The sequence below is a fragment of the Affinirhizobium straminoryzae genome (assembly GCF_007004135.1).
Lineage (GTDB): Bacteria > Pseudomonadota > Alphaproteobacteria > Rhizobiales > Rhizobiaceae > Neorhizobium > Neorhizobium straminoryzae.
Map to the genome: position 1 here is coordinate 1 of NZ_VJMG01000008.1, position 20,442 is coordinate 20,442.

General features: G+C 63.0%; 17 protein-coding genes. 6 read left to right on the plus strand and 11 right to left on the minus strand.

The window, feature by feature from the left end; translation table 11 throughout:
* Nucleotides 1-504 precede the first annotated feature (504 nt).
* The 5 genes from cckA (at nucleotide 505) to FNA46_RS02785 (ending at nucleotide 9,168) form a co-directional block, all read left to right on the plus strand.
* Nucleotides 505-3,123, plus strand: a complete 2,619-nt coding sequence (cckA, locus tag FNA46_RS02765) for a cell cycle histidine kinase CckA (RefSeq protein WP_142880817.1) — start codon at nucleotides 505-507, stop codon at nucleotides 3,121-3,123.
* 209 nt (nucleotides 3,124-3,332) lie between these two features.
* Complete coding sequence (gene recA, locus FNA46_RS02770; protein WP_142880818.1) at nucleotides 3,333-4,421, plus strand: recombinase RecA; 1,089 nt, start codon at nucleotides 3,333-3,335, stop codon at nucleotides 4,419-4,421.
* 161 nt (nucleotides 4,422-4,582) lie between these two features.
* Nucleotides 4,583-7,243, plus strand: a complete 2,661-nt coding sequence (alaS, locus tag FNA46_RS02775) for an alanine--tRNA ligase (RefSeq protein WP_142880819.1) — start codon at nucleotides 4,583-4,585, stop codon at nucleotides 7,241-7,243.
* Nucleotides 7,244-7,507: 264 nt separating this feature from the next.
* Entirely contained in the window at nucleotides 7,508-8,344 is an 837-nt protein-coding gene (gene ttcA, locus FNA46_RS02780) for a tRNA 2-thiocytidine(32) synthetase TtcA (RefSeq protein ID WP_425468660.1), read from the plus strand.
* Nucleotides 8,345-8,352: 8 nt separating this feature from the next.
* Nucleotides 8,353-9,168, plus strand: coding sequence for an inositol monophosphatase family protein (locus FNA46_RS02785; RefSeq protein ID WP_142880821.1), 816 nt, complete (start codon nucleotides 8,353-8,355; stop codon nucleotides 9,166-9,168).
* Between the two features lie 82 nt (nucleotides 9,169-9,250).
* Here the strand turns inward: FNA46_RS02785 and FNA46_RS02790 are convergent, their stop codons facing one another.
* From FNA46_RS02790 to purC, 10 genes are all read right to left on the minus strand, one after another.
* Nucleotides 9,251-10,456: a multidrug effflux MFS transporter gene (locus FNA46_RS02790; RefSeq protein WP_142880959.1), complete on the minus strand. Its 1,206-nt coding sequence runs from the start codon at nucleotides 10,454-10,456 to the stop codon at nucleotides 9,251-9,253.
* A gap of 132 nt (nucleotides 10,457-10,588) precedes the next feature.
* The gene (gene grxD, locus FNA46_RS02795) at nucleotides 10,589-10,924 is read right to left on the minus strand and encodes a Grx4 family monothiol glutaredoxin (RefSeq protein WP_142880822.1); all 336 of its coding nucleotides are present in this window, start codon (nucleotides 10,922-10,924) and stop codon (nucleotides 10,589-10,591) included.
* A gap of 142 nt (nucleotides 10,925-11,066) precedes the next feature.
* Nucleotides 11,067-11,300, minus strand: a complete 234-nt coding sequence (locus tag FNA46_RS02800) for a BolA/IbaG family iron-sulfur metabolism protein (RefSeq protein ID WP_142880823.1) — start codon at nucleotides 11,298-11,300, stop codon at nucleotides 11,067-11,069.
* Nucleotides 11,301-11,386: 86 nt separating this feature from the next.
* On the minus strand, nucleotides 11,387-13,594 hold the full coding sequence (purL, locus tag FNA46_RS02805) for a phosphoribosylformylglycinamidine synthase subunit PurL (RefSeq protein WP_142880824.1): 2,208 nt from the start codon (nucleotides 13,592-13,594) through the stop codon (nucleotides 11,387-11,389).
* Nucleotides 13,595-13,712: 118 nt separating this feature from the next.
* Nucleotides 13,713-14,276 carry an acyloxyacyl hydrolase gene (locus tag FNA46_RS02810; RefSeq protein ID WP_142880825.1) on the minus strand — a complete coding sequence of 188 codons (564 nt, stop codon included), beginning with the start codon at nucleotides 14,274-14,276 and terminating at the stop codon, nucleotides 13,713-13,715.
* 308 nt (nucleotides 14,277-14,584) lie between these two features.
* On the minus strand, nucleotides 14,585-14,974 hold the full coding sequence (locus tag FNA46_RS02815; RefSeq protein ID WP_142880826.1) for a hypothetical protein: 390 nt from the start codon (nucleotides 14,972-14,974) through the stop codon (nucleotides 14,585-14,587).
* A gap of 101 nt (nucleotides 14,975-15,075) precedes the next feature.
* Complete coding sequence (gene purQ / locus FNA46_RS02820; protein ID WP_142880827.1) at nucleotides 15,076-15,747, minus strand: phosphoribosylformylglycinamidine synthase subunit PurQ; 672 nt, start codon at nucleotides 15,745-15,747, stop codon at nucleotides 15,076-15,078.
* Complete coding sequence (locus tag FNA46_RS02825; protein WP_142880828.1) at nucleotides 15,744-16,001, minus strand: hypothetical protein; 258 nt, start codon at nucleotides 15,999-16,001, stop codon at nucleotides 15,744-15,746. Before FNA46_RS02825 ends, purQ begins: the two co-directional genes overlap by 4 nt.
* 18 nt (nucleotides 16,002-16,019) lie before the next feature.
* Nucleotides 16,020-16,262, minus strand: a complete 243-nt coding sequence (gene purS, locus FNA46_RS02830) for a phosphoribosylformylglycinamidine synthase subunit PurS (protein WP_142880829.1) — start codon at nucleotides 16,260-16,262, stop codon at nucleotides 16,020-16,022.
* A gap of 17 nt (nucleotides 16,263-16,279) precedes the next feature.
* Nucleotides 16,280-17,044, minus strand: a complete 765-nt coding sequence (purC, locus tag FNA46_RS02835; RefSeq protein ID WP_142880830.1) for a phosphoribosylaminoimidazolesuccinocarboxamide synthase — start codon at nucleotides 17,042-17,044, stop codon at nucleotides 16,280-16,282.
* A gap of 236 nt (nucleotides 17,045-17,280) precedes the next feature.
* Here purC and FNA46_RS02840 point away from each other — a divergent pair, with 236 nt between their 5' ends.
* Complete coding sequence (locus tag FNA46_RS02840; RefSeq protein WP_142880831.1) at nucleotides 17,281-17,595, plus strand: ATPase inhibitor subunit zeta; 315 nt, start codon at nucleotides 17,281-17,283, stop codon at nucleotides 17,593-17,595.
* Between the two features lie 251 nt (nucleotides 17,596-17,846).
* Here the strand turns inward: FNA46_RS02840 and FNA46_RS02845 are convergent, their stop codons facing one another.
* Nucleotides 17,847-20,432 carry a sensor domain-containing protein gene (locus FNA46_RS02845; RefSeq protein WP_142880832.1) on the minus strand — a complete coding sequence of 862 codons (2,586 nt, stop codon included), beginning with the start codon at nucleotides 20,430-20,432 and terminating at the stop codon, nucleotides 17,847-17,849.
* Nucleotides 20,433-20,442: the final 10 nt, after the last annotated feature.

Here is a 20,442-nt window from a genome sequence, read left to right on the forward strand (position 1 = left end):
CCGCGCCCTTCCTGCGGGGCCGCTGCGGCGCCTGACCAGCCACAGGATGAGGACGAGCACCAGCAGCGCCAGCGCCACACCCGCCACGGCAAGGACCAGTCGGTCGCCATAGGCTCCCATCAGATCATCGACCATGCATGCATCTCCCTGTCTGGTTGGCGACCGCGCATCCTGTCGCAGCCACTTATGCCGTTTTTGTGCCCGACCGAAGCCTGCCGGCACCCGAGGCGCGGCGCAAGCGTGCCGGGCGCCGGTTGAGGTTAGGCAAGTCGCAAGTCCGCCGCAAGCCAGAGCCTGCATAGGAGTGGTTGCCGATCCGGCCGGACGGCTCCATGTTGCATCGCAGATATGGATGCAAACCGGCGCTCGGCAATAGGATTGTGAATGTCTTCAACGGGTTTCTGATCCCAAGCGCTTTTTGGCCGGTCCGCAAATTGCTATGGAAGAGCAATGGACCGATTCCATGGCCGTGACGTTCAGTAACCGGTCGAAATGCGAGGTGTGATGACGAAATCGCAACCGATCGGCGGCTATGACGCGCCCCTGGTGGACCGGGGAACGCGCGGCGGCACCGTGCTGCGCCTGCTTCTTCTGGCGCTGGTGCTGGTCGGCGTGTCGATCGCCTTCGTGCTGTTCAAGGACGTGATGGACAATGAGATCGTGCTGGGCGTGCTCGGCATTCTCGCCATGGTCGGCATCTTCTTCATCGTCTCCTCGATGATCGGCTTCGTCGAGGTGATGCCGCAGTCACGCTCCGACGATTTTGCCGCAAGCTATCTCGCGGGCCATCCCGACGGCATTCTGGTGACCGACCGGCGCGGCCGCATTCTCTATGCCAATGCTGCCTATGGCCGGCTGACCGGTGCCACAAAGGCAAGCAATGCGCAGTCGCTGGAAGCACTTCTTTCCAAGAACAGCGAAGCGACGGAAGCGCTCTACCGGCTGACGACTGCCCTTCGCGACGGCCGTGGCGGGCACGAGGAATTCCGCCTGCTGAAGCCGCTCGGACGCGGCTCTTCCAATGGCGCCGGTGCCCACTGGTATCGCCTGAAGGCCCGCATTCTCGTCTCGCCGCTTCTGCCGGCGCCGCTCGATGTCTGGCAGATCGCCGATATCACCTCCGAGCGGGAGGAGCAGGAGCGCTTCTTCCGCGAACTCCAGAACGCCATCGACTATCTGGATCACGCCCCTGTCGGCTTCTTCTCCGCCGGCAAGAAGGGCGAGGTCTTCTATCTCAACGCGACGCTTGCCGAATGGCTGGGGCTTGATCTGACCAAATTCGTGCCGGGTTCGATGACCATGTCGGACATGGTGGCGGGCGAGGGCATGGCGCTCATCCAGTCCGTGCAGGCCGGCCCTGGCCAGAAACGCACGGAGACGCTGGATCTCGATCTGCGCCGCAGCAACGGCCAGAGCCTGCCGGTGCGGCTGGTGCATTGCGTTTCCTCCATGCGTGACGGGGCGCCAGGCGAAAGCCGGACCGTCGTGCTGGCGCGCTCGCGTGCCGAGGGTGGCGACCAGTCGGCGTCTGCCATGCGCTTTACCCGCTTCTTCAACAACACGCCCATGGCGATTGCCTCGATCGGCGGTGACGGCAAGATCCTGCGCATCAATGCGCCGTTCCTGCGCCTCTTCTCCGGCGTCGTCTCGCGTGACGATATCGATTCGGGCGTGTCGCTGGACGTCATCGTGCACGACAGCGCACGGGCCGATCTGGAGCGGGCGCTGGGCGCCGCCAAGGACCGGCAGGGCGATATCGCGCCCATCGACTGCCGCCATCCGGCCGATGACAGCCGTCACGTGCGCTTCTACGTCAATGCGGTGATCGACGAAAGCGACGAGGCGCCGGAAGAAGTGGCGATCGTCTATGCGGTCGAGACCACCGAGCAGAAGGCGCTGGAAACCCAGATGGCCCAGACGCAGAAGATGAATGCGGTCGGCACGCTGGCCGGTGGCATCGCACATGATTTCAACAATGTGCTGACCGCCATCCTGCTCTCCTCCGACCATCTGCTGCTGCAGGCGCGCCCCTCCGATGCGAGCTTCGCCGACCTGATGGAGATCAAGCGCAACGCCAACCGCGCCGCGGTTCTGGTGCGGCAGTTGCTGGCCTTCTCGCGCAAGCAGACCATGCGGCCGGTGGTGCTGAACCTGACGGACGTGGTGGGCGATCTGCGCATGCTGGTCGACCGGCTGATCTCCGGCACCAATGTGAAGCTGGAGGTGGATTACGGACGCGACCTCTGGCCGGTGCGTACCGATCTTTCCCAGTTCGAGCAGGTGCTGATCAATCTGTGCGTCAATGCCCGCGACGCCATGCCGGGCGGCGGCGAGATTCGCATCCGCACCCGCAATGTGACGGCCGAAGAGGCCGCAGCCTTCCCGAGTGCCCGGTTGCCGGCCGAGGATTTCGTGATGGTCGAGGTGGCGGATACCGGCACCGGCATTGCGCCGGACATCATGGACAAGATCTTCGAACCCTTCTTCACCACCAAGGAGGTGGGCAAGGGCACCGGTCTCGGGCTGTCGATGGTCTATGGCATCGTGAAACAGTCCGGCGGTTACATCTACCCCGAATCGGAAGTGGGCAAGGGCACGACCTTCCGCGTCTTCCTGCCGCGCCATGTGCCGGAGGTGAAGCCGGTGGTCGAAGCGGCGCCCGCGGCACAGCCGGCCGACAGTCACAGCCTGCCGCAGGCCGCGGCCGCCGACACGGCACCCGCCTCGCAGGATGTCGATCTGACCGGCAATTCCGCTGTCGTGCTGCTGGTCGAAGACGAGGAGGCGGTGCGGCGTGGCGGCAAGCGCATGCTCGAAACGCGCGGCTATACCGTGCATGAGGCAGGCTCCGGCACGGAAGCGCTCGACATCATGCAGGAACTGGACGGCAAGGTGGACATCGTCGTCTCCGACGTTGTGATGCCGGAAATGGATGGCCCCTCGCTGCTGCGCGAACTGCGCAAGACCTATCCGGACCTGAAATTCATCTTCGTGTCCGGTTACGCGGAGGATGCCTTTGCCCGAAACCTGCCGGCGGATGCGAAGTTCGGCTTCCTGCCGAAACCCTTCTCGCTGAAGCAGCTGGCCGTGGCGGTCAGGGAAATGCTCGACCGGAAGGATTGAAGGCAGCCTCTGCCGATCTTCGGAAATCCGAGGAAATTCCGGGACTTCGGCGTGGATCAAACCGTGCGGAACGTCTGGAGAACACAGAACGAATTATTTTTGCGATTCAGGGACTTGGTTGCCTCTTGCAAAAATAGAACAAAAAGAGTACATCATCTCCATCGGATGCTTGTTGCCCACGCGGCTGCAATAACCTAAAGGTGGATGGGATGGCACAGAATTCATTGCGGCTCGTAGAGGAAAAGACAGTGGACAAAAGCAAGGCGCTGGAGGCGGCACTCTCCCAGATCGAACGCTCCTTCGGCAAGGGCTCGATCATGAAGCTCGGGGCGAACGAGAGCGTGGTCGAAATCGAGACCGTCTCGACCGGGTCGCTCAGCCTCGATATCGCGCTTGGCATCGGTGGCCTGCCCAAGGGCCGCATCGTCGAAATCTACGGTCCGGAAAGCTCGGGCAAGACGACGCTGGCGCTGCAGACCATTGCCGAAGCCCAGAAGAAGGGCGGCATCTGCGCCTTCGTGGATGCCGAACATGCGCTGGACCCCGTCTATGCCCGCAAGCTGGGCGTCGATCTGCAGAATCTTCTGATCTCGCAGCCGGATACCGGTGAGCAGGCGCTGGAAATCACCGATACGCTGGTGCGCTCTGGCGCGGTTGACGTGCTGGTCGTCGATTCGGTTGCGGCACTGACGCCGCGCGCCGAAATCGAAGGTGAGATGGGCGACAATCTGCCGGGCCTTCAGGCGCGCCTGATGAGCCAGGCGCTGCGCAAGCTGACGGCCTCCATCTCCCGCTCGAACTGCATGGTGATCTTCATCAACCAGATCCGCATGAAGATCGGCGTGATGTTCGGTTCGCCGGAAACGACCACGGGCGGCAATGCACTGAAGTTCTATGCCTCGGTTCGCCTCGACATCCGCCGCATCGGCGCCGTCAAGGAGCGCGAAGAGGTTGTCGGCAACCAGACCCGCGTCAAGGTCGTCAAGAACAAGATGGCGCCGCCCTTCAAGCAGGTCGAGTTCGACATCATGTATGGCGAAGGCGTCTCCAAGACCGGCGAACTGGTCGATCTCGGCGTCAAGGCCGGCATTGTCGAGAAATCGGGCGCCTGGTTCTCCTACAACAGCCAGCGGCTGGGTCAGGGGCGTGAAAACGCAAAGGTCTTCCTGCGTGACAATCCGGAAGTGGCGCGCGAGATCGAGATGGCGCTGCGCCAGAATGCCGGCCTGATCGCTGACCGTTTCCTGCAGAATGGCGGGCCGGATGCCAATGACGCTGACGGTGATCCGGACGCCTGATCGGCGCCCCGCACCTTCCCTGACAGGTTTGGCCGGCCGCACGACTTGAGACGTTGTGCGGCCGGTTTGTCGTCGTGCTGGACAGGGTTCGGCTGGAACGTTAAAAGCCAGTGGTTTTTGGATGAAGGGACCGCCTGGGGCGGGGGTATAAGGGCTGTTGCATGAGTGGCGTGAATGAAATCCGGTCGACCTTCCTCGACTATTTCCGCAAGAACGGTCACGAGATCGTCTCGTCCAGTCCGCTGGTGCCGCGCAACGACCCGACGCTGATGTTCACCAATGCCGGCATGGTGCAGTTCAAGAACGTCTTTACGGGCCTGGAGAGCCGTCCCTATACGACCGCCTCGACCTCGCAGAAGGTCGTGCGCGCCGGCGGCAAGCACAATGACCTCGACAATGTCGGCTATACCGCCCGCCACCTGACCTTCTTCGAAATGCTCGGCAACTTCTCGTTCGGCGACTATTTCAAGGAGCGCGCCATCGAGCTTGCCTGGAACCTCGTTACCAAGGGCTTCGATCTGCCGAAGGAACGCCTGCTGGTGACGGTCTATGCCGAGGACGAGGAGGCTGCGAGCCTCTGGAAGAAGATTGCCGGCTTCTCCGACGACAAGATCATCCGCATTCCGACCTCCGACAATTTCTGGCAGATGGGCGATACCGGCCCCTGCGGCCCGTGCTCGGAAATCTTCATCGACCAGGGCGAGCATGTCTGGGGCGGCCCGCCCGGCTCACCGGAAGAGGATGGCGACCGCTTCCTGGAATTCTGGAACCTCGTCTTCATGCAGTTCGAACAGACGGCGCCTGGCGAGCGCACGCCGCTGCCGCGCCCGTCGATCGACACCGGCATGGGCCTGGAGCGCATGGCCTGCATCCTGCAGGGCGTCAGCAGCGTGTTCGACACCGACCTGTTCAAGACGCTGATCTCGGCGACGGAAGACGTGGTCGGCGCCAGGGCGGAAGGTGACCAGGCGGCAAGCTTCCGCGTGATTGCCGACCATCTGCGCTCCTCCGCTTTCCTCATTGCCGATGGCGTTCTGCCGTCGAACGAAGGCCGCGGTTACGTCCTGCGCCGCATCATGCGCCGCGCCATGCGCCACATGCAGCTGCTCGGCGCGCGCGAGCCGCTGATGTACCGCCTGCTGCCGGCTCTGGTCGGCGAAATGGGCCGCGCCTATCCGGAACTTGGCCGCGCCGAGGCGCTGATTTCCGAGACGCTGAAGCTCGAGGAAGGCAAGTTCCGCACGACGCTCGCCCGCGGCCTTTCGCTTCTGTCGGATGCGACGGAAACTCTTGGCAAGGGCGATTCGCTTGACGGCGAAACCGCCTTCAAGCTCTACGATACCTATGGCTTCCCGCTCGATCTCACGCAGGATGCGCTGCGCGCCCGCGGCATCGGCGTCGACCTCACCGGCTTCAACGATGCCATGCAGCGGCAGAAGGCGGAAGCGCGCGCCAGCTGGGCCGGTTCCGGCGAAAAGGCCACCGAAGGTGTCTGGTTCGAACTGAAGGAAAAGTTCGGCGCCACCGAATTCCTGGGTTATGACACCGAATCGGCGGAAGGTGTGGTGCAGGCAATCGTCCGCGAAGGTACGGTTGTCGGCGAGGCCAAGGCTGGCGAGACGGTGCAGATCGTCGTCAACCAGACGCCGTTTTACGGCGAATCGGGCGGCCAGATGGGCGATAGCGGCGTGATCTCGACCGATGGCGCGAAGCTTTCGGTCACCGACACCCAGAAGAAGGGCGAGGGTCTGTTCGTGCATGCGGCGGTGGTTGCCGAAGGTGTGCTGAAGACCGGCGATGCCGTGGTGCTGACGGTGGACCATGCCCGCCGTTCGCGCCTGCGCGCCAACCATTCCGCCACCCACCTGCTGCACGAGGCGCTGCGCGAGGTGCTCGGCACGCATGTGGCCCAGAAGGGCTCGCTGGTCTCGCCGGAGCGGCTTCGCTTCGACGTTTCCCATCCCAAGCCAATGTCGGCCGAGGAACTGGCACGCGTCGAGGACATGGCGAACGCCATCATCCTGCAGAATGCCCCGGTCACGACGCGTCTGATGAGCGTCGATGACGCGATTGCCGAGGGCGCCATGGCCCTGTTTGGCGAAAAATACGGCGAGGAAGTGCGCGTCGTTTCGATGGGCACCGGCATCGAGGGCGCCAAGGCCGGCAAACCCTATTCGATCGAACTGTGCGGCGGCACCCATGTGGCCTCGACCGGCGAGATCGGTCTGGTGCGCGTGCTGGGCGAAAGCGCCGTCGGTTCCGGTGTGCGCCGCATCGAGGCCGTGACGGGCGAGGGCGCCCGCGCCTATCTTGCCGAACAGGACGAGCGCGTGAAGGCGCTGGCCTCCGTCCTCAAGGTGCAGCCATCCGAACTTCTGCCGCGCGTCGAGGCACTGATGGACGAGCGCAAGAAGCTCGAGAAGGAACTGGCGGATGCCCGCCGCAAGCTGGCCATGGGCGGCGCCCAGGGCGGAGCTGCTTCCGAGGTGCGCGATCTTGCCGGTATCAAGTATCTCGGCAAGGCCGTCAGCGGCGTCGATGCCAAGGACCTGAAGAGTCTGGTGGATGAGGCCAAGACCGGTCTGACCTCCGGCGTGGTGCTGCTGATTGCCGTCAGCGATGATGGCAAGGCGAGCGCGGTTGTCGGCGTGACGGCCGACCTGACGGAGCGCTTCAGCGCCGTCGATCTGGTGCGGGTCGCTTCCGTCGCCCTCGGCGGCAAGGGCGGTGGCGGCCGTGCGGACATGGCGCAGGCCGGCGGTCCGGACGGTGCCAAGACTGATGAGGCCATCGAAGCGGTGGCAGCCGCCATCGCGGGCTGATCGAAAGAGGCAAGGGCCGGGCACCGGCGCGGCCCTTCTCTATGGTTCCCGGGCGAAACCCGTGACGGGGAGCGCCGGCATGGCTGACGTGGCCCGTATCTGTCGGGAAAGACCGGAACGTGGTTTTTCCGCAGAGACGGCGGACCAGACAGACGAAGCAAGGAAAACCCAGGGGCTGCCGGGTTCGGAATGAACCTGACGGGTGCTTGGCAAGGGAAGGGACAGGGCGTGACGCTGGCGGTGGCGATCGACGAGACGGACGACATGCCGGTGGAAGCGGATGGCTTTCTCAACGGCCTGTTTGCCCATGCGCCGCAGACGACCGCCTTCAACAAGCTGCGCAAGCGCCTGCTGCGGCAGGTGCGGCAGGCGATTGACGATTTCGGCATGCTGAAGGGCCAGACGCGCTGGCTGATCGGGCTCTCCGGTGGCAAGGATAGCTATTCCCTGCTGGCGCTGCTGATGGATCTGCAGTGGCGCGGGCTTCTGCCGGTCGAGCTTGTCGCCTGCAATCTCGACCAGGGCCAGCCGAATTTTCCCAAGCACATCCTGCCGGAATACCTGACGGGCATTGGCGTCAAGCACCGCATCGAGTACCGCGACACCTATTCGGTGGTGAAGGAAAAGGTGCCGGAGGGTGCCACCTACTGCTCGCTCTGCTCGCGACTCAGACGCGGCAACCTGTACCGGGTGGCACGCGAGGAAGGCTGTGATGCGCTGGTGCTCGGCCATCACCGCGACGACATTCTCGAAACCTTTTTCATGAACCTGTTTCATGGCGGACGGCTGGCCGGCATGCCGGCCAAGCTTTTGAACGACGAGGGCGACCTCTTCGTGCTGCGGCCGCTCGCCTATTGCGCGGAAGAGGATCTGGCGAAATTTGCCGCCGCCCTGCAGTTTCCGATCATCCCCTGCGATCTGTGCGGTTCGCAGGACGGGCTGCAGCGCAATGCCATGAAGCAGATGTTGACGACGATGGAAACGCAGATGCCGGGCCGCAAGGACCGCATGCTGCGGGCGCTTGCCCACGTGAACCCGTCGCATCTGCTCGATCCCAAGCTTTTCGATTTCGCTTCCCTTTCTCCCTCCCCGAAAGACTGAGGTTTTCCATGAGCATTGATGTGATGGCACTGGCGGACGTTCTCAGACGTGCTGCCAAGGCCGAAATCCTGCCGCGTTTTCGCAGGCTCTCCGATGGCGACGTGCGCGCCAAGAGCGAGGCGACCGATCTCGTCACCGAGGCCGATGTGAATGCCGAGCGGATGATCCGCGCGGAACTGGAGCAGCTCGCGCCGCAGGCGTTGTTCATCGGCGAAGAATCGGTCGCGGCCGACCCGGCCCTGCTGTCAAAGCTGAAGGAAGCGGAACTGGCGGTCATTGTCGACCCCGTTGACGGTACCTTCAACTTTGCCTCGGGCATTCCGGCCTTCGGCGTGATGGCCTCGGTGGTCTACCGCAACGAAACGGTCGCCGGCCTGATCTATGATCCGATGGGCGATGACTGGGTGATGGCGGAAAAGGGAAGTGGCGCCTATCTGCGCCGGCCGGATGGCGAGGCGATCCGCCTGTCGGTGGCGGCACCGAAGCCGCTGGGATCGATGATCGGCATGGCATCGGCTGGCTATTTCTTTGGCGAGCAGCGGGAGAAGATCCTTGGCAATCTCGCCAAGGTGCGCATGTTCGCCTGCTATCGCTGTGCGGCGCAGGAATATCGCACGCTTGCCGGTGGCCATGTGGATTTTGCCATGTACAACAAGCTGATGCCCTGGGATCATCTGGCGGGAACGCTGATCTCCCAGGAGGCCGGTGGCCATGCGGCGCGTTTTGACGGCAGTCCCTATCGCCCGACCGATCTGGACGGCGGCCTGCTCGTTGCCACAACTCCGGACAGCTGGCGCGTGCTGCGCGACGAAATCATCGGCTGAGAGAGCCTTGGGCCCTCATTCGAAAAGCCCCGGCAACGGAAGTGATGCCGGGGCTTTTCTGTATTTTAAAACCGGAGCGCCGTCAGACGCGCGGATTGTGCGGCTGGAAGAGCTTGCCCTTTTCGGCAATCAGCACGAAGACGAGCCCGACGAGCGAGACGGAGAAGAAGCCCGCGACCATGGGCAGCGCCGTGCCGTTGAAGGCCTGCCCGATAAGGGCGCCGATTGCCGCCCCGCCAACCGTGCTCATGAAGCCGAGGACGGAGGAGGCCGTGCCTGCCACATGGCCGAGCGGCTCCATGGCAAGCGAGTTGAAGTTGGCGCCGATCCAGCCGAACATGAACATCGCAAGCCCGAAGAAGCTCAGGAACAGCAGGAAGGGCATCGGCTGGGGGCCGACGAGCTGGACGAACAGCCAGAGCGCCGTGATGGCAATGAACGCCAGCAGGGAGCCATGCGACAGCCTGCGCATGCCGAAGCGCCCGACCAGGCGCGAGTTCAGGAAGGAAGAAAAGGACATGAAGGCGGCGACGGCAGCAAAGGCCACGGGGAACCAGTGCCCGAGACCGTAGATGCCGACATAGACCTGCTGCGCGGAGTTGATGAAACCGAAGAGCGCCCCGAAGATGAAGGTCGCGGAAATCGTGTAGCACAGCGCCATGCGGTTGGTCAGAACGATGCGAAACCCGTCGATGATGGAGGACAGCGTCAGCGGACGGACATCCTCCGGCGCAAGGGTTTCCGGCAGCCGGAGCATCATCCAGACAAGGATGGCGATCGCCATGATGCCGATGAAGAGAAAAATCATGTGCCAGTTGCCGCCCAGCATGATCACCTGGCCGGTGCCCGGCGCAATGATCGGCACGATCATGAACACCATCATGATCAGCGACATGACCTCAGCCATGGCGCGGCCGCCGAACACGTCGCGCACGATCGACACGGTGACGACGCGCGTGGAAGCGGCGCCCGCCCCCTGGATGAAACGCAGGATCAGCAGGCCGGAGAAGGAGGGAACCGCGACAATGGCAAACGAACAGACGATATAGAGCGCCAGGCCGAAGATCATCGGCTTGCGGCGGCCGAAGCGGTCCGAAATCGGGCCGTAGAGCAGTTGTGCGAAGCCGAAGCCGAACAGGTAGGAGGACACGATGAACTGGCGTTCGTTGACGTTCTCGACCCGGAGTGCCTCGCCAATCTGTTGCAGAGCCGGCAACATGATGTCGATGGCGAGCGCGTTGAGCGCCATCAGCATGGCCATCATGCCAATGAATTCAGCCTTGCCCATGCCTTTCAGCCGGGCGGCCGCCACGTTGGTTACGGATGTCACGATCAATAATCCTGAAAATGCAAAGGCGCCGCGGGATGGCGGCGCCTCGATCTGAAATCGATGATGCCGGATCAGCCGGCAAGAGGCCCCTTAGGCAGCGCCGCGAACGGCGATACCCTGTTCCTGGAGGTGCGACTGCAATTCGCCGGACTGGAACATTTCGCGGACGATGTCGCAGCCGCCGACGAATTCGCCCTTGATGTAGAGCTGCGGAATCGTCGGCCAGTTCGAATAGTCCTTGATGCCCTGGCGGATTTCCTGGTCGGCGAGCACGTTGATGCCCTTGTAGTCGAGGCCGAGGTAATCGAGGATCTGCACCACCTGGCCGGAGAACCCGCACTGCGGGAACTGGGGGGTGCCCTTCATGAAGAGAACGACATCGTTGCCCTTCACTTCGCTGTCAATCAAGTCGTGAATTCCGCTCATGGTCCGTTCCTTTCCTGCCCGGGGTCAAGGTCCGGGCGCTGTCGGGCCTTTAAATAACACGGGATTACACAAATTCCAGCCATTGCGCGTGCTGGAACCCATCAAATCGCGTGATGCCAGCCAGCGTGATGAACGGGCCGCGTCACTCAGGCGCGGAGGTCTGCAGTGCCAGCGCATGCAGAACGCCGCCCATGTTGCCCTTCAGCGCCTCATAGACCATCTGGTGCTGCTGAACGCGGGTCTTGCCGCGGAAGGCTTCGGCCACGACTTCGGCCGCATAATGATCGCCATCGCCGGCGAGGTCGCGAATCTTGACCTTGGCACCCGGGATCCCCGCCTTGATCATGTCTTCGATGTCACCGGGGCGCATGGGCATGGGTCATTCCTTTCAAGTCAGTCGCAACGCGCTTTTCAGCAAGAGTGCCAAAAAGCGCGCCATTGTCAAAGCGCTTCCTGATGCGCTTACGCCATAAAGCTGGGGAACCAGCTTTCATGGGCTTCCACGAGATCGGCAACCGCGACGTCGATGATCTCGTCGATGACGAGACGCTCGCCCCCCAGCGTTCCAAGCGTGCGGAAGGGCACCCGAGCCGATTCGGCGCTGGCGCGTACGAAGTTGGCAAGATCTGCCGGCACTGCGATGACGTAGCGGGCCTGATCTTCACCGAACAACTGGGCATGCGGCAGGCCGCGCCCTTCGGCGAGAGACAGCTTCGCCCCCTGGCGGGCACCCATGCACATCTCGGCCAGTGCCACGCCAAGCCCACCCGAGGAAATATCGTGGCAGGCGGTCACCTGACCGTTGCGGATGATGCCGCGCACGAAATCGCCGTGACGACGCTCGGCGGCGAGATCGACCACCGGCGCCGGGCCCTCGGTGGAGCCCAGAATGTCGCGCAGATAGACGGACGAGCCGAGATGGCTGCCATCGCCGCCGATCATGATCAGCACGTCGCCCGCCTTTGCAGAGCCGATCCGCGCCATCTTGGACCAGTCGGGCAGCAGGCCGACGCCGGCAATGGTGGGGGTGGGCAGGATCGCGATGCCGTTTGTCTCGTTGTAGAGCGAGACATTGCCCGAGACGATCGGGAAATCGAGCGCGCGGCATGCTTCACCGATGCCCTGGATGGCGCCGACAAACTGGCCCATGATCTCCGGCTTTTCGGGATTGCCGAAATTCAGGTTATCGGTGGCGGCGAGCGGCTCTGCGCCGGTTGCGGTAATGTTGCGCCAGCATTCGGCAACCGCCTGCTTGCCGCCTTCGACCGGATCGGCCTCGACATAGCGCGGCGTGACATCGGAGGAGAAGGCGAGCGCCTTGGTCGGATGGCCTTCGACACGCACGACGCCGGCATCGCCGCCCGGAAGCTGCAGGGAATTGCCCTGGATCAGCGTGTCATATTGTTCGTAGACCCAGCGGCGGCTGGACTGGTTGGCGGAGCCGACCAGTTTCAGCAGGGCCTCATTGTAATCGGCGGGTGCCGCAACCTTTTCGGCCGGCAGCGGCGCGCGGGCAGCGGAAGGCTGCCAGGGACGGTCGTATTCCGGGGCTTCGTCGCCGAGCTCCTTGATCGGCAGGTTGGCGACCTCCTCGCCCTGGTGGATGACGCGGAAACGCAGGTCGTCGGTGGTGTAGCCGACGATCGCGAAGTCCAGGCCCCACTTGACGAAGATCGCCTTGGCGACCTCTTCCTTGGAGGGTTCCAGCACCATGAGCATACGCTCCTGGCTTTCCGACAGCATCATTTCGTAGGCCGTCATGCGCTCCTCGCGCACCGGCACCTTGTCGAGGTGCAGCTCGATGCCGAGGTCGCCCTTGGCGCCCATTTCCACCGCCGAGCAGGTGAGGCCGGCCGCCCCCATATCCTGGATGGCGATCACGGCGCCGGTCTTCATCAGCTCAAGGCAGGCTTCCAGCAGGCACTTTTCGGTGAAGGGGTCGCCGACCTGAACGGTCGGGCGTTTCTCCTCGATCGACTCGTCGAATTCGGCCGAGGCCATGGTTGCGCCACCGACGCCATCGCGGCCGGTCTTGGCACCGAGATAGACGACCGGCAGGCCAACGCCCTTGGCCTGCGACAGGAAGATGCCGTCGGACTTGGCAAGGCCGGCGGCAAACGCATTGACGAGAATGTTGCCGTTGTAGCGGGGGTCGAATTCGACTTCGCCGCCGACGGTCGGCACACCGAAGGAATTGCCGTAGCCTCCGACACCGGCAACGACGCCGGCCACAAGGTGCCTGGTCTTCGGATGATCGGGCGCGCCGAAGCGCAGCGCGTTCATCGCCGCGACCGGCCGGGCGCCCATGGTGAAGACATCGCGCAGAATGCCGCCAACGCCGGTTGCCGCACCCTGATAGGGCTCGATGTAGGAGGGGTGGTTGTGGCTCTCCATCTTGAACACCACGACATCGCCGTCATCGATATCGACGACGCCGGCGTTTTCGCCCGGTCCCTGGATGACGCGCGGACCCTTGGTCGGCAGCGTCTTCAGCCACTTCTTGGATGACTTGTAGGAGCAGTGCTCGTTCCACATCGCCGAGAAGATGCCGAGTTCCGTAAAGGTCGGCTCGCGGCCGATCAGATCGAGAATCCGCTGGTATTCATCAGGCTTCAGGCCGTGGGCGGCAATGAGGTCGGGCGTGATCGCGATCGTGTTGGAAATGGTCATCGTCATCTCTAGTGGGCGGTCCAGACTGGCGTCTCTTTAGCCTAGATGACAGAAGGGCGCGACAGGAAATTTCCCGTCGCGCCCAGATGATTTGCGTCTGTCGCCGGTGAGGCGATGATCAGAACTTGTAGCCGACCATCAGGCCGGCACGCGTCAGGCCGCTGTTGTCGCTGCCGCAGAGGCCGGCATGCGAGGAATGCTCGGCCGTGCCGACGAGGCGCCAGTTCTTGTCGAGATTGATGCCGGCGGCGAGGTATTCGTGGAAGAGGGTATGGCAGCCAAGCGCCGGGCTGTTGCTGCCATCCGGATGCAGGTTGCCGTCGTTGACGCTGCCGCCGAAGCCTGCTTCGAGGAAGAAAGTGTCGTTCAGATGCGCCGTCCAGGAGAAGCCGGCATAAATCTGGTTGGTCTCCCCGGCCGTGCTGACATCACCGCCGATATGGATGCGGGGGCGGGTGAACTTGCTCCACCCGGTGGCATTGTCATGGTCCCAGGGATCGAAGAAAAGCATGCCGGTGATCAGCACGCCGCGTTCCGGATTGGCCTGGTCAACGCCCAGCACCGAACCGAAGCGCGCTTCATCGAAGATATTGTCCTGTGCAAGGCTGGGGCCGGCGGCAATCAGGAGACATGCGGATGCAAACAGGGATGCTGCCAGCTTGGAACATGCACGTTGGGACATCGTTCAGGTGAACTCCGATGGACGGGATCTGCTTCGACACCCGAAGCAGCGTGCCGGAGGTTGTCCCTGAATTGAGCAAGATACAAGGTGGTATCTCGGCAGTGCCAAATCATGACACGCAAAGACGCGGCATTGTTGCAGAAAAAGTACGCTCAGCGCGCCGGAGACTGCTGAAAATCCAGTCACGGGGAGGCATGGGGAGCCAGCCGGCGGCCATGAGATCCGCGAATCAGGAAGCCTGAAGGACGAGAGTCGCGTAGCCGGCTAACCGCTTGAAACCACTGAGATCCCCGGCTCGGTCCGCCTGTTCAGCAGCCCTTGTCGCCGGCGGCCCAGCGCGTCACGTCCTTGCGGATGCGGGCCGCCTGACTGCCGTTCATCATCGGTCCGAAGGCGTCGAGCCGCGCCGGATTTCCCTCTGCCTGTACGACAAGCAAAGGACGCGATTCCGGGCTGTGGCGCGGGACCGCCAGGATGCGCGGACGTCCGGAGAAGGAATTGAGTTCCGGCGCCAGCCGGTAGGCGGCAAAGGCTGCATCGCCGGACTTGAACCAGCAGCTGTTTGCCGCAACCGCGATCCGCTCCATCATCGGCAGCGCCGCGCGATCCGGCGCCACGGCTGCGGGGCGCTCGCTCTTGCAGCCCTGCAGGCTGATGAGCGTGACGGCAAGGCAGGCGAGGGCGATCTTGTAGGTCATGGGCTCTGATCCGGACAAACGGCGGGAGGAAAAGAGGCTCCGCGTTGCCACGGAGCCTCGAGACATGGAGGGCTGACGGATGATTGCGGCAGGCGTATGGCTCAGGCCGCAATGACATCCAGGGCAGAGGCGAAGATGCCGCGCCCATCGGTGCCGCCATGGGCCGCCTCGATGAGGTTTTCCGGATGAGGCATCATGCCGAGCACATTGCCGGCCTCGTTGACGACGCCGGCGATGTCGAGCATCGAGCCGTTCGGATTGGTGCCTTCCGCATAACGGAAGACCACCTGGCCCCTGTCCTGCATCGCCTTCAGGGTCTCGTCCTCGACAAAATAGTTGCCGTCGTGGTGGGCAACCGGGCAGCGGATGATCTGGCCCTCGGCATAGGCGCGGGTGAAATCCGTATCGGCGTTGACCACCTCGAGCTTCACTTCCTTGCAGACGAACTTCAGCGAGGCATTGCGCATCAGGGCGCCGGGCAGCATGCCGGCCTCGACCAGGATCTGGAAGCCGTTGCAGACGCCGAGAACCTTGACACCCTTGGCCGCCTTTTCGCGCACGGCCTGCATCACCGGCATGCGCGCGGCAATCGCGCCACAGCGCAGATAGTCACCATAGGAAAAGCCGCCGGGGATGACGATCAGGTCGACATCCGGGATTTCCGTTTCCGTCTGCCAGACGGTGACCGGGGCCTGCCCGGAAATGCGCGTAAGGGCGGCAATCATGTCCCGGTCACGGTTGAGGCCGGGAAGCTGGAGGACGGCGGACTTCATGGGTGGGGCTCAAACCTTGCTTGTGCTTCTGACAGTTCTCGGAGTTCGAGACGATTTTCGATGCGGTCGAGGCGCAGCTCATGCCGCGCTAAAACGGAGTGAAGATTGTGAATGTCCTGGTGAAGTGACACCATGACACCCCGCATCGCATTCATCTCCGCCTTCAGTTCGCGCTGGCCCTGTTTGACGTCCGCGACCCCCGCATGAACCCTCTTGATAAGGTCATACAGACGTTCACGGCTGACATCGGCCATCACACGCTTTCGCAACCGTCAGAGGAGAGCGATAGAATAGTTCTCGATCACGGTATTGGCCAGCAGCTTTTCGCACATGGCCTTCAGCTCGTCCTCAGCCTTGGCGCGGTCTGAGGTGTCGAGTTCGAGATCGAAGACCTTGCCCTGGCGCACCTGATGGACGCCCTCGAAGCCGAGGCTTCCGAGCGCGCCTTCGATGGCCTTGCCCTGCGGGTCCAGAACGCCGTTCTTCAACGTGACGGTGACGCGTGCCTTGATCACTGAGTGCTCCTCGAAGCTTACTGGACCAGAACCGGGCCGGTGCCGCGGATCGGTTCGTTTTCGTTGATGATGCCGAGACGACGGGCAACTTCGGAATAGGCCTCCAGCAGGCCGCCGAGGTCGCGGCGGAAGCGGTCCTTATCCATCTTTTCCTTCGTCTCGATGTCCCACAGTCGGCAGCTGTCGGGCGAGATCTCGTCGGCGAGGATGATGCGCATCATGTCGCCTTCGAACAGGCGGCCGCATTCGATCTTGAAATCGATGAGCTGGATGCCGACGCCGAGGAAGAGGCCGGAAAGGAAGTCGTTGACGCGGATGGCGAGCGCCATGATGTCGTCAAGCTCGGCCGGATTGGCCCAGCCGAAGGCGGTGATGTGCTCTTCCGAGACCATCGGGTCGCCGAGCTGGTCGGACTTGTAGTAGAATTCGATGATCGAGCGCGGCAGAACCACGCCTTCCTCGATGCCAAGGCGCGTCGAGAGCGAACCGGCGGCGACATTGCGCACGACGATCTCCAGCGGGATCATTTCCACTTCCTTGATCAGCTGCTCGCGCATGTTCAGCCGGCGGATGAAATGCGTGGGGATGCCGATCTTGTTGAGGTGCGTGAAGATGTATTCGCTGATGCGGTTGTTGAGCACGCCCTTGCCGTCGATGACGTCATGCTTCTTCTTGTTGAAGGCAGTGGCATCATCCTTGAAGAACTGGATCAGCGTGCCAGGCTCAGGGCCTTCGTAAAGGATCTTGGCCTTGCCTTCGTAGATACGGCGGCGACGGTTCATGAGTTTCTGTCTCTTGTTGTTGGGCGCCGGTCGTGGCGCCGTGAAGGGTCTTTGAGCGGTCCCATAACGGAAAACCGTGCAATTCACAATGCGCGTTGGCAGAGCATGTGGTGGAGGACGGCACAGGCAAGAAGGATTCGTTCACCGTTGGGCTACACGGTTTGGCAAATCTTCTCCGGCAGTTTCCTTTGCGTCGGTTCGTCGCGCCTGCGGGCGCATGGCATCGGGGACAGCCAATGATCACTCTGCATGACCGGGCGCTCGCGCTCGAAAACAGGTTTGCCTACGAGGAAGGCGAGCAGTTTCGCGCCACCGCGCGCCGCAACAAGCTGATCGGCCTTTGGGCCGGACAGCTGCTCGGCAAGTCCAATCCCATCGCCTATGCGGAGGAGTTTGCCGCCTGGGCGGTCGAGCACCATGACGACAAGGCGATGACCGCAAGGCTGCGCAGCGAATTTGCGGCCGCAGCCCTCGTTCTCGACGAGCAGGATCTGGCCACCCGCATGCGCGAGATGCTGCTGGAAACGCTGGCCGAGATGCGGGCGCCCTGATCCGCCGCCTCTCGCGATCGTAAGCGCCGGGCAGGGGTTCCCCCATCCGTCGCGCCTTTGCGCATGCCGAAAACAGGTTCACCTTGGATGTGAAGCATGCGTTTGGCGTGCGGGTGCGACGCGCGTCGCCGCCAAGCGTGGAGTGACTGGAACATTTCCGGTGAAAACCGGATCACCTGAAATGCTCTATCACTTTGTTTTCAGGCAGTCCGGACGCAAGACCGCTGACGCATTTTGGGCTCGGACATGCTCTAGCAGCATGTCTCGTGCCAGGCGCCCGAGAGCATGAAGGGCACCAGTTCGCCGAAGGCTAGCGGCTTTGCAAGCGCAAAGCCCTGCAGCACGTCGCATCCGAGATCGCGCAGGATGCGTGCGTGCTCCATGCTTTCGACCCCTTCGGCGGCGACACGCACATTCAGCGACTTGCCGATCTCGATGATCGACCCCACCAGCCTGCGCTGTTCCGCCGATTGCGGCAGGAGACGGATCAGTTGTCGGTCGATCTTCAGCGTGTTGGGCGACAGACGCAGCAGGCTGACGATCGAGGCGTGGCCGCTGCCGAAATCATCGATCTCGATATCGATGCCGAGTCGCTTCAGCTGTGCCAGATTGCGCATGACCTCGTCGCCGCAATTGTCGAGAAAGGTCGATTCCAGAAGCTCGAAGGAGAGCATGCCAGGCGGCAGTGAAAGTTTCCGCACCTTGCGGATCAGGCCGGGATCGAGCAGGCGGCGATAGGAGACATTCGCCGAAAGCTTGGGCAAGGCCAGACCCATGTCGAGCAGCCGCGCCTGATCGGCGAGCGCCCTTTCCAGGATCAGGTCGTCGATGACCGACAGCGCGCCGATTTCCTCGGCAATCGACAGGAAGGTGTCGGGTGCCAGCAATCCCTGGGTCGGATGCTGCCAGCGTGCCAGCGTTTCGGCGCCGCTGATTTCGAGGCTTCTGGCGTCGAACTGCAGCTGGTAGACGGGAAAGAACTGGCCTGTTTCGATGCCGTGCAGGATGTCGTCTGCGGTCTGCTTGGCAATCAGGATCTGCTCGTGCGTTTCGGCCGAATAGAATTCGTGACGGTTCCGCCCGGCTTTCTTGGCCCGATAGAGCGCCATATCGGCATTCAGGAGCAGCTGGTGGGCATCGATGTCGCCGCCCTTCATCCAGGCGATGCCGATGCTGGCGCCGACGCGGCATTCGCGGCCTTCGTGCAGCACCGGCTCGCTGAGCATGCGCACCAGCCGATCTGCCAGTGAGGCAAGCTTGCGGGCGGAGCCGTCAAAGGGTGCAAGCAGCACGAATTCATCGCCGCCGATGCGGGCAACGAACTGGCCCGGACGGGCGGATTTGCGCAGAACACCTGCCGCATGGCGCAGTATGGCGTCGCCGGCGCCATGCCCCAGCGTATCATTGATCTGCTTGAAGCGGTCGAGATCGATATGCAGAACGCCGAGAGCGGTCCCGTCGCGCCTTGCCTGCATCGCCTGTTCCGCCATGACAGTATCGAGATAGCGGCGGTTGGGCAGGTCGGTCAGGTAGTCATGCATCGCATTGTATTCGATGCTGCTGCGCGCTGCCTCGAGCTCGGCGTTGCGCGCCTCCGCAGTCCGCCGTGCACGGTCCAGTTCGCGCTGCAGCATGACGTCATCGGTGATGTCCCAATTGGCGCCGACCGTCTTCCTGTGGCCGTCCTGATCGACATAGCTCATGGTGCAGCTGCGGATTACCCGCTCGCTGCCGTCCCGCAGAACGATGCGATATTCTTCGGCAAAGGGGCGTCCTTCATCATGCTCGGCCGCAGCCGCAGCCAGGATGCGGGGGCGATCCTCGGGATGCAGGAAACTTTCCCAGGTCTCGCCCACCCGGATCTCCTCGCTGGGCGAGATGCCGTACATTTCATAGATGCGCTCGTCCCAATGAACACGACCCGTGACGAGATCGGCCTCGAACACGCCGACGCCGGACAGCGACAGCGCCATCTCCAGCCGGCGCGTCATCTGGGTCAGGCCATGTTCGGCCTCGATGCGGTCGGTGACGTCGGTGTCGGTGCCGATCACCCGCAGTGGCCGCCCGTCCGGCGCGCGCTCGACGCAGTTGCCGCGGCATTCGATCCAGACCCAGCGACCGTCGGCGTGCCGCTCCCGGTAAAGGAACACCTGATAGTCGGGATCGCCGGCCTCCTGTCGCTCCATGGCGTGCAGTGTAAAGTCCACATCATCCGGATGCAGGCGCTTCAGCCATTCCTCCTTGGAGGCGGGAAGCGGGTCGCTTTCCTTGAGACCGCGCAACTGTCGCCAGGTGGGCGAGTAATATTTGACGCCGATCGCATAATGATGGTCCCAGACGCCGGAGACCGAACTGATCAGGGCGCTGTTCCAGCGCAGTTCGCGGGTCGCGATCTCGGCCTCGCGTTTCTTCTGCGCGGTGATGTCGGCAAACTGCAGGAGAAGACGCGCCGTTCCGTCCGCAAGGTCATTCGGCCAGGGGGCACAATCGACAAGCGCCCATTTCTGGGCGCCTGATGCGAGCGGGACCCGGACGATGAGGGGCTCATCCGTCTCCGAAACGCGGTTACCGGCGAGGAGCGCTTCGAGAGGCCCCCGATCGTCCGGATGTACAAGAGAGAGAAGGTCGAAGGCATGGGAGGATTTGGCGAGACGGCGCCAATCCTGCTCGAAACGTTCCGTGGCTTCGATGATCCGCCCGGTCGGGGCTTCGATGAGAACGGTCGGGAAGGGCACGAAAGCAAGCGCTGCAGCCTCGGCGGCTGCCACACCGTAAACGGGCGTGTTCGGAATCTGGCAATCCGGCAACACCAGCGACGCACTCCCCAAGCTCGACATCACCCGATGC

Coding starts and splice junctions, on each gene's coding strand:
- purQ (WP_142880827.1), bottom strand. CDS start 15,747: ATGAAGTCCGCCGTCCTCCAGCTTCCCGGCCTCAACCGTGACCGGGAC.
- alaS (WP_142880819.1), top strand. CDS start 4,583: ATGAGTGGCGTGAATGAAATCCGGTCGACCTTCCTCGACTATTTCCGC.
- purC (WP_142880830.1), bottom strand. CDS start 17,044: ATGAACCGTCGCCGCCGTATCTACGAAGGCAAGGCCAAGATCCTTTAC.
- recA (WP_142880818.1), top strand. CDS start 3,333: ATGGCACAGAATTCATTGCGGCTCGTAGAGGAAAAGACAGTGGACAAA.
- FNA46_RS02815 (WP_142880826.1), bottom strand. CDS start 14,974: ATGACCTACAAGATCGCCCTCGCCTGCCTTGCCGTCACGCTCATCAGC.
- FNA46_RS02810 (WP_142880825.1), bottom strand. CDS start 14,276: ATGTCCCAACGTGCATGTTCCAAGCTGGCAGCATCCCTGTTTGCATCC.
- FNA46_RS02825 (WP_142880828.1), bottom strand. CDS start 16,001: ATGGCCGATGTCAGCCGTGAACGTCTGTATGACCTTATCAAGAGGGTT.
- FNA46_RS02800 (WP_142880823.1), bottom strand. CDS start 11,300: ATGCCCATGCGCCCCGGTGACATCGAAGACATGATCAAGGCGGGGATC.
- grxD (WP_142880822.1), bottom strand. CDS start 10,924: ATGAGCGGAATTCACGACTTGATTGACAGCGAAGTGAAGGGCAACGAT.
- purL (WP_142880824.1), bottom strand. CDS start 13,594: ATGACCATTTCCAACACGATCGCGATCACGCCCGACCTCATTGCCGCC.
- FNA46_RS02790 (WP_142880959.1), bottom strand. CDS start 10,456: ATGGGCAAGGCTGAATTCATTGGCATGATGGCCATGCTGATGGCGCTC.
- ttcA (WP_425468660.1), top strand. CDS start 7,508: ATGCCGGTGGAAGCGGATGGCTTTCTCAACGGCCTGTTTGCCCATGCG.
- cckA (WP_142880817.1), top strand. CDS start 505: ATGACGAAATCGCAACCGATCGGCGGCTATGACGCGCCCCTGGTGGAC.
- FNA46_RS02845 (WP_142880832.1), bottom strand. CDS start 20,432: ATGTCGAGCTTGGGGAGTGCGTCGCTGGTGTTGCCGGATTGCCAGATT.
- FNA46_RS02840 (WP_142880831.1), top strand. CDS start 17,281: ATGATCACTCTGCATGACCGGGCGCTCGCGCTCGAAAACAGGTTTGCC.
- FNA46_RS02785 (WP_142880821.1), top strand. CDS start 8,353: ATGAGCATTGATGTGATGGCACTGGCGGACGTTCTCAGACGTGCTGCC.